Source organism: Thalassolituus sp. UBA6592 (genome assembly GCF_002433655.1).
Lineage (GTDB): Bacteria > Pseudomonadota > Gammaproteobacteria > Pseudomonadales > Oceanobacteraceae > Venatoribacter.
Genome location: NZ_DJIO01000045.1, coordinates 1 through 9,586 on the forward strand (window position 1 = coordinate 1; position 9,586 = coordinate 9,586).

The 9,586-nt window shown below is 51.5% G+C and carries 6 protein-coding genes; all 6 read right to left on the reverse strand.

Translation table 11 applies throughout. The features are described 5' to 3' along the window. Positions 1–68: 68 nt before the first annotated feature. Entirely contained in the window at positions 69–1,232 is a 1,164-nt protein-coding gene (gene sucC, locus B2Z72_RS04000) for an ADP-forming succinate--CoA ligase subunit beta (protein ID WP_296981559.1), read from the reverse strand. A gap of 247 nt (positions 1,233–1,479) precedes the next feature. Next, positions 1,480–2,922, reverse strand: coding sequence for a dihydrolipoyl dehydrogenase (lpdA, locus tag B2Z72_RS04005; RefSeq protein ID WP_296981560.1), 1,443 nt, complete (start codon positions 2,920–2,922; stop codon positions 1,480–1,482). A gap of 21 nt (positions 2,923–2,943) precedes the next feature. Then, complete coding sequence (gene odhB / locus B2Z72_RS04010) at positions 2,944–4,149, reverse strand: 2-oxoglutarate dehydrogenase complex dihydrolipoyllysine-residue succinyltransferase (protein WP_296981561.1); 1,206 nt, start codon at positions 4,147–4,149, stop codon at positions 2,944–2,946. Between the two features lie 33 nt (positions 4,150–4,182). After that, positions 4,183–7,020, reverse strand: a complete 2,838-nt coding sequence (locus B2Z72_RS04015) for a 2-oxoglutarate dehydrogenase E1 component (protein WP_296981562.1) — start codon at positions 7,018–7,020, stop codon at positions 4,183–4,185. Between the two features lie 267 nt (positions 7,021–7,287). After that, positions 7,288–7,998, reverse strand: a complete 711-nt coding sequence (locus tag B2Z72_RS04020; protein WP_297004212.1) for a succinate dehydrogenase iron-sulfur subunit — start codon at positions 7,996–7,998, stop codon at positions 7,288–7,290. 15 nt (positions 7,999–8,013) lie between these two features. Beyond that, positions 8,014–9,586: succinate dehydrogenase flavoprotein subunit (gene sdhA, locus B2Z72_RS04025; protein WP_297004214.1), on the reverse strand; the 1,573-nt coding region annotated here is incomplete at its 5' end.

Consider the following 9,586-nt stretch of genomic DNA (forward strand, 5'->3'; position numbering starts at 1 on the left):
GTACCCTGACCGCCAGTGAAACCCTGACAGATAACTTTGGTGTCTTTATTAATCAGAATAGACATATCTTAGTTCCCCGCTGCCTTAACTGCCTGAACTGCAGCGTCTGTTAAACTTTCAGCCGCGATGATATCGAGGCCGGAATCATCCAGTACTTTTTTACCGAGGTCGGCATTGGTACCTTCGAGACGAACAACAACAGGAACGTTTACACCAACTTCTTTAACAGCACCGATAATACCTTCAGCGATCATGTCACAACGCACGATACCACCGAAGATGTTCACCAGAACGGCTTTTACTTTGTCGTCAGACAGGATCAGTTTGAAAGCGTGAGCAACACGTTCTTTGGTCGCACCGCCACCTACGTCGAGGAAGTTAGCAGGGAAACCGCCGTGCAGAGCTACCATGTCCATAGTACCCATGGCCAGGCCAGCGCCATTCACCATGCAGCCGATGTTGCCATCCAGCGCTACGTAGTTCAGATCCCACTCAGCAGCTTCAGCTTCACGGGCATCTTCCTGTGAAGGATCCTGCATTTCCTGCAGATCTTTGTGACGGTATACAGAGTTACCATCAACGCCAATTTTAGCGTCCAGACAGTGCAGATCACCGTCTTCTTTGATAACCAGTGGGTTAATTTCGATCAGCGCCAGATCTTTTTCTACGAACAGTTGCGCCAGACCCATGAAGATCTTGGTGAACTGTTTGATCTGATCGCCCTGCAGACCCAGTTTGAATGCCAGTTCACGGCCCTGGTAAGGCTGTGCACCAGTCAGCGGATCAATGGTCGCTTTCAGAATTTTTTCCGGAGTTTCTTCCGCAACTTTTTCAATTTCCACACCGCCTTCAGTAGACGCCATGAAAACAACGCGACGGGTAGAACGGTCAACAACCGCGCCCAGATACAGCTCATTGGCGATATCCGTGCAGGTTTCTACCAGAATACGGCTTACAGGCTGGCCATTTTCGTCAGTCTGGTAAGTTACCAGATTTTTGCCCAACCACTGTTCAGCAAAGGCTTTGATTTCGTCTTTTGATGAAACCAGTTTCACACCGCCCGCTTTACCGCGACCACCGGCGTGTACCTGTGCTTTTACTACCCAACGGTCACCACCAATGGTGTCCGCTGCAGCTACAGCTTCTTCTGCAGTTTTGGCTGCCACACCTTTGGATACTGGCAGACCATACTGAGCGAAAAGCTGTTTACCCTGATATTCGTGAAGGTTCATCGCTTTTGTCCTGTCTCTTGTTTTATTGCCGGGGTTGACCCGGCGGCCTCAGTTAACCGCATAACCGATTTTGTCGGCGGCACCAGGAAGTACCATTATACGGCCATAAACAATGGCCCGGAGACCCGGGCCAGTTTATCCAGAGCTTGAATCGGAAATTCACCAAATGAAAAACGTCTTCCGCTCCAAAATTTATTCTTGTGAACACCGCCCACTGAGCGACGATGTCCTTTAATCCCTACCCGGATTATTTTTTCTTAGGCTTACGGTTCACCTTGTGAATCGCGGCATTGTTCACTGCCAGAGCAGCTTCGTGAACAGCTTCAGATACGGTTGGGTGTGAGAACACCATCATACCGATGTCTTCTGCAGTAGAGCCGAATTCCATCGCAATAACGATCTGCTGACACAGTTCGCCCGCAGCTGGACCAATAACGGTCGCGCCAAGGATGCGGTCGCTGTCAGCGTCGGCAACGATCTTAACGAAACCGTCAGTTTCGCCAGATGCCATTGCACGGCCGATCGCAGCAAATGGGAACATACCCACGTTGTACTCGGTACCGTCAGCTTTAACCTGTTCTTCAGATTTACCCACGGAAGCAATTTCCGGATGGGTGTAAATCACAGAAGGAATCACGTCGTAGTTAACCTGTGCGTGATGACCGGCTATACGCTCAGCAACCATAACGCCTTCTTCAGACGCTTTGTGTGCCAGCATAGGACCACGGACCACGTCACCGATTGCCCAGATTCCTGGTGCGTCAGTACGACATGCATCATCCACGTGAATAAAGCCACGCTCGTCCATTTCAACACCGCTGTCACCAGACAGCAGGCCTTCAGTGTATGGGCGACGGCCTACGGCAACAATCAGTTTGTCGAAGGTTTCAGTTTTTTCGCCTTCAGCATCCTGGTAAGTCACGGTTACCTGTTTGCCTTTCACTTCAGTACCGGTCACACGGGCGTTGACACGGATGTCCATGCCCTGTTTGGTGAACAATTTCTGAGCTTCTTTAGCAGCAGCCTGATCCAGGATGTGCAGGAACTTGTCCTGAGCTTCCAGTACCACAACTTCTGCACCCAGACGCATCCACACACTGCCCAGTTCCAGACCGATAACACCGGCACCAATCACGCCCAGACGCTTAGGTACTTCGGTGAATTCCAGAGCACCGGTAGAGTCAACGATAACGTCGTCTGTCAGTGGCGCAGAAGGAATGTTAAACGGTACAGAACCGGTCGCGATGATGATGTTGTCCGCTTCCAGAGTTTCTGTCTGACCTGAGTGGTTGGTAAATTCAATTTTTTTACCAGCCAGTACCTTACCGGTACCTTCAAAAGTGGTTACGCCGTTTGCTTTCAGCAGAGTCGCAACACCACCGGTCAGGTTTTTAACGATCTGGTCTTTACGCTGCAGCATGGTAGCGATGTCGATTTTCACATCACCGGTGCTGATACCATGAACGTCAAATTTTTCTTTCGCTTCTTCATAACGGTGAGAAGTATCCAGCAGCGCTTTGGATGGGATACAACCAACGTTCAGACAGGTACCGCCAAATACAGCTTTACCGTCTTTGTTCAGCCATTTTTCGATACATGCGGTTTTCAGGCCCAGCTGGGCACTACGGATAGCGGCTACATAACCACCAGGGCCGCCACCAATGACGACCACATCAAACTTATTACTCATCTCTTTTCCTTTACTATCCGATTAAATGTCCAGCAGCATACGAGCCGGATCTTCCAGCAGTTCTTTGATAGTTACCAGGAACTGCACAGCTTCTTTACCATCGATCATACGATGGTCATAAGACAGTGCGAGGTACATCATTGGCAGGATAACAACCTGACCATTTACTGCCATTGGGCGTTCCTGAATCTTGTGCATACCCATGATAGCGGTCTGCGGTGGGTTCAGGATAGGAGTAGACATCAGGGAACCGAAAATACCACCGTTGGTGATAGTAAAGGTACCGCCCTGCATGTCTTCGATGCCCAGCTTGCCGTCACGGCCGCGCTTAGCGAAATCACCGATGGTGCTTTCGATTTCAGCCAGACCCATGCTGTCAGTATCGCGCAGGATAGGTACAACCAGACCACGCTCAGTAGATACTGCAACACCTACGTCCTGGTAACCGTGGTAAACCATGTCGTTACCATCCAGAGACGCGTTCACTGCCGGGAAGCGTTTCAGGGCTTCAGTAGCCGCTTTAACGAAGAAAGACATAAAGCCCAGCTTGACGCCGTGCGCTTTCTCGAACTGATCCTTGTATGTTTTACGCAGATCCATGACAGGCTTCATGTTGACTTCGTTGTAGGTAGTCAGCATGGCCGCGTTCTGCTGCGCATCAACCAGACGTTTGGCGATGGTGGCACGCAGACGGGTCATTGGAACACGTTTTTCAACACGCTCACCGGCTGGCAGAGCTGCCGCAGGAGCAGGTGCTGCTGCTGGCGCTGGCGCTGCTGCAGGCGCAGCTTTGGTGAAGTTCTGAACGTCTTCTTTAGTAACACGACCGCCTTTACCTGTGCCTTTAACATCGGACAGGTTAATGCCTTTTTCTGCAGCCAGTTTACGTGCAGCTGGTCCGGCAACGGCATCGCCGTCGTCATCGGAATCCGCAGCAGCTTCAGCGGCAGCTGGTTTTTCTTCTGCAGCAGGTGCTGCAGCAGCTACGTCGCCTTCTTCGAAGATCGCGATGACTTCATCGCTCAGAATCACTTCGCCTTCGTCTTTGATGATATTTTTGATAGTGCCGTTGGCTGGTGCCACGACTTCCAGAACCACTTTGTCGGTTTCAATATCAACAATCAGTTCATCACGCTCTACTGGCTCGCCTGGCTTTTTGTGCCAGGTGGCCACTGTACCGTCGGCGATAGACTCAGGAAAAGTGGGTGCCTTAATTTCGATGCTCATTACATATTTTCCTTAGAAATTCTCTGCGATTACCTAGCCCTGCAGATCCAGAGCGTCTTTGATAAATTGTTCAAGCTGCTGAAGGTGCAGCGCCATATAACCTGCAGCCGGAGAAGCAGAAGCATCACGACCGGCATACTCAAGATGCAGATCAGGATTAATTTCTGCCAGAGCGCGGCGCATATGGTGCTGACTGCTGTACCAGGCACCCATGTTCATTGGCTCTTCCTGTACCCAGTAAACCTCTTTCAGATTGCTGAATTTTTTCAGCACGTCATTCAGATCGTCAGCCGGGAACGGATACAGCTGCTCAATACGCACGATGGCGATGTCGTCGATTTCTTCTGCACGGCGACGTTCGAGCAGATCGTAATAAACCTTACCGGCACACAGCAGTACGCGACGTACTTTTTCCGGATTCAGTTCATCAAGTTCATCCAGAACGGTCTGGAAGCTGCCTTCAGCGAGTTCTTCCAGTGTGCTGGTAGCCAGTTTGTGACGCAGCAGACTCTTAGGTGACATAACGACCAGCGGCTTACGCAGCGGACGGATCACCTGACGACGCAGCATGTGGTAAACCTGCGCAGGAGTTGAAGGTACACAAATCTGAACATTGTGCTCTGCACACAGCTGAAGGTAACGCTCAAGACGGGCTGAAGAGTGTTCAGGGCCCTGACCTTCATAGCCATGTGGCAGCAGCATGGTTAAGCCACACAGGCGTCCCCATTTATGCTCACCGGAAGAAATAAACTGGTCGAATACCACCTGCGCGCCGTTGGCGAAGTCACCGAACTGGGCTTCCCAGATTACCAGTGCACCAGGGGTGGTAGTGGCATAACCGTATTCAAAGGCCAGCACAGCTTCTTCAGACAGAAGTGAATCGTAGATGTCGAAGTTAGGCTGATCTTCACGGACATGCTGCAGCGGAATATACAGAGAACCGTCTTTCTGGCTGTGCAGAACAGCGTGACGGTGAGAGAAAGTACCGCGACCCACATCCTGACCGGTAAGACGGACCTGATAGCCCTGATCGATCAGAGTGGCGTACGCCATGGTTTCTGCAAAACCCCAGTTAATCGGGTTTGCACCAGCGGCCATACGGCTGCGGTCTTCCAGAATTTTGCCGGTCTGACGCTGGATCGAGAAGCCTTCCGGAACTTCCTGCTGCTGAGCAGCCAGTTCCTGCAGACGTTTCAGATCGAAGCTGGTGTCAGCCTTGGCTGTCCATTCGTGGCCCAGGTGTGGGGTCCAGTCAACGAACAGTTCTTTGTTTGGTTCTTTTACCAGACTCTTAACAACGTGGTTACCGTTATCCAGATCCTGGCGATAGTCTTCTTCCAGCTGTTTGGCAGCTGCTTCATCCAGCACACCTTCTGAAATCAGACGGTTGGCATACAGTTCACGGGTTGTTTTCTGCTTTTTGATCGCAGCATACATCAGTGGCTGAGTACCGGAAGGTTCGTCCGCTTCATTGTGACCACGACGACGGTAACATACCAGGTCGATAACAACGTCTTTCTTGAATTCGTTACGGTAATCAACAGCCAGCTGAGTAACAAACAGCACAGCTTCAGGATCATCACCGTTTACGTGCAGAATCGGCGCTTCAACCATTTTCGCCACATCGGTAGCGTATTCAGTTGAACGGGTATCGTGACGGTTGGAGGTAGTAAAACCAACCTGGTTGTTCACCACGATATGGATAGTACCGCCGGTTTTGTAAGCGCGGGTCTGAGACATCTGGAAGGTCTCCATCACCACACCCTGACCTGCGAATGCAGAGTCACCGTGGATGCTGACAGGAACCACTTTCTCGCCGGTCGTATCTTTACGACGGTCCTGACGGGCACGTACGGAACCTTCAACCACCGGAGAAACAATTTCCAGGTGAGACGGGTTGAATGCCAGCGCCAGGTGAACTTCGCCACCGGATGTCATAACGTTTGAGGAGAAACCCTGGTGGTATTTCACGTCACCGTGAGATACATACTTGGCTTTACCATCGAATTCATCAAACAGGTCGGAGGTCTTTTTACCCAGAGTGTTGATCAGGGTATTCAGACGACCACGGTGCGCCATACCGATAACAATTTCTTTTGCACCGTAGGTACCGCTGCGCTGGATCAGTTCATCCATCAGCGGAATCAGGCTTTCACCACCTTCCAGGCCGAAACGCTTAACGCCCGGGTAACGGGAGCCCAGGTATTTTTCCAGACCTTCAGCTGCGGTGAGACGCTCGAGCAGGTGTAACTTAACTTCGGAGCCGTACTTAGGATTCGTGCGTACGCTTTCCAGACGCTGTTGGAACCAGCGCTGCTCAGCCGTATTCACGATGTGCATGTACTCCGCACCTACTGTACCGCAGTAAGTGGTTTCCAATGCTTCCATAATGTCTTTCAGTGTTGCTTCTTCCTGACCGATAAACAGGGAACCGGTATGGAACTTGGTATCAAGATCCGCGCGGGAAAGGCCATGGAAAGAAAGATCCAGATCCGGCACGCTTTCACGTTGCATCAGACCCAGTGGATCGAGTTTGGCGTGTTGATGACCACGGCCACGGAAGGCGTGGATCAGCAGCAGAACCTGAATCTGCTTACGCTCGTGATCCGAACTTACAGCACTCTGAGATACCGGACGGGCTCTGTGCTGATTTTTGGAAAGAAGGAGAAACTGTTCCCGAATGGGCTTGTGAGGAGTATCTGTGGAGATATTCTCATCGACGCGGGGAAGTTTGTCGAAATAGTTACGCCACTCTTCAGGGACCTCGTTAGGATCTCTAAGGTAGGTTTCGAAGAGTTCTTCGATATAAGCAACATTACCCCCGGCGAGCTGGGAGGTGCTCCATAGTTGCTCCATTGTCTGCTCGTGCATGTACGACCACCCTGTTTTGGTAGAAAACGAGGGAAATCACCCACAGAGAAGTTGCACCGGCTCTAGCGCTACGCGAATTAGAGGGCCGATCGGATAGATCGCAAGGCCTCTGAGGTGAACCGGGAATTCCCCGTACCCTCAACTAAAAAACTAGCTTAGTTAAAAATAAAGCTTTTTGAGCTCTATTTTTGAAAAAATGTTAACGGAAGCGGGCTGTATGTCCAGCCCACTTACGTCTAATACTGTCAGAGACAGTATGTTCCGCAGTTATACCTGCTGGTTCAGCAGCATATTACGGATGTGACCAATTGCGCGCGTTGGATTAAGTCCTTTCGGGCACACATTGACACAATTCATGATGCCACGGCAACGGAACACACTGAACGGATCGCTCAAATCCGCCAATCGTTCTGCTGTAGAGGTATCACGGCTGTCCGCCAGGAAGCGGTAAGCCTGCAGCAGGCCTGATGGGCCAACAAACTTGTCCGGGTTCCACCAGAAAGAAGGACATGCAGTTGAACAACATGCACAGAGAATACACTCGTACAGGCCATCCAGTTTCGCACGCTCTTCCGGTGACTGCAGACGTTCGATCGCCGGTACCGGGGTATCGTTCACCAGGTAAGGCTTGATCTTCTCGTACTGCTTATAGAACAGAGACATGTCGATCACCAGGTCACGGATTACCGGCAGACCAGGCAGCGGACGCAGCACCAGCTTGTCCATCTTGCCTTTGGTAGGCTCAGAAATTGGTGTGATACATGCCAGGCCGTTTTTGCCGTTAATGTTCATACCGTCTGAACCACACACGCCTTCACGGCATGAGCGGCGGTAAGCCAGAGTCGGATCCTGTTCTTTCACCAGATTCAGAACATCGAGAACCATTACGTCCCTGTTACCAGGGATCGTAATCTCGTAGTCCTTCATGTAAGGCGCTTCGTCAGTTTCCGGATTATAGCGATAAATACTCACCAGCATTTTTTTGCTCCCCTATTAATAAGTACGGATCTTCGGCGGGAATGCTTCCATGGTTTTTGGAGCAAAGTTAACCGCACGTTTACCGATAGTCTTGGTGGCTGGGAAGTACAATGAGTGGCACAGCCAGTTCTCATCGTCACGCTCAGTGAAGTCATTACGGGCGTGAGCACCGCGGGACTCTTTACGCTCAATCGCAGCAACAGCAGTCGCGTAAGCCGTCTCGAACAGGTTATCCAGCTCCAGAGCTTCGATGCGCGCAGTGTTAAAAGGTCCGCTCTTGTCTTCGAGAACAGTGTTTTTCACACGTTCGCCGATGGCATTCAGCATTTCCAGACCTTTCTCCATGCTTTCGCCTTCGCGGAATACACCGAAGTACAGCTGCATGGTTTTCTGCAGTTCAGCACGGACTTCTGCAACCTTCTCGCCGCTTGTGGCAGTGTTCAGACGGTTCAGACGACCCATAGCGCGCTCAACATCTTCATCGGTAGGCTGTACGAAGTCGAAGCCTTCTTTAAAGCTCTTCTCAACCTGCAGACCAACCGCACGACCGAATACCACCAGGTCGAGCAGAGAGTTACCGCCCAGACGGTTTGCACCGTGAACGGATACACAGGCGATTTCGCCCGCTGCATACAGACCTTCGATAACCACATCGTTACCGTTTTCGTCCTGAGTCAGAGCCTGACCACCGATGTTAGTCGGAATACCACCCATCATGTAGTGACAGGTAGGAACAACCGGAATCGGTTCTTTAACAGGGTCTGCGTGAGCAAAAGTACGGGACAGCTCCAGAATACCTGGCAGCTTGGCGTTCAGGGTTTCTTCACCCAGGTGGTCCAGTTTCAGGAATACGTGATCAGCATCGTCGCCACAGCCACGGCCTTCCAGAATTTCCAGAACCATGGAGCGGGCCACCACATCACGGCCTGCAAGGTCCTTCGCGTTGGGCGCATAACGCTCCATGAAACGCTCGCCATCCTTGTTGATCAGATAACCACCCTCACCACGGCAACCTTCAGTCACCAGGGTACCCGCGCCGGCAATACCGGTCGGGTGGACCTGCCACATTTCGATATCTTGCACCGGAACGCCAGCACGCAGCGCCATACCAATACCGTCACCGGTGTTGATCAGTGCGTTGGTAGTAGAAGCGTAGATACGGCCAGCACCACCGGTCGCCAGCACAGNCGCCTTGGAACGGATGTAGACGGTTTCGCCGGTTTCGATGCAGATTGCAATAACACCGACGATGGCGCCGTCCTGGTTTTTGACCAGATCAACGGCATACCACTCGTTCAGGAAGGTGGTGTTGTGTTTAACGTTGTTTTGATAAAGCGTGTGCAGCAGCGCGTGACCAGTACGGTCAGCAGCAGCACAGGTACGGGCAGCCTGGCCACCCTTACCGAAATCTTTGGACTGACCACCGAAAGGACGCTGATAAATACGACCTTCTTCAGTACGGGAGAACGGCAGACCCATGTGGTCCAGTTCAAATACCGCCTGAGGACCAATCGAACACATATATTCAATTGCGTCCTGGTCACCGATGTAGTCGGAACCTTTTACGGTGTCGTACATGTGCCAGCGC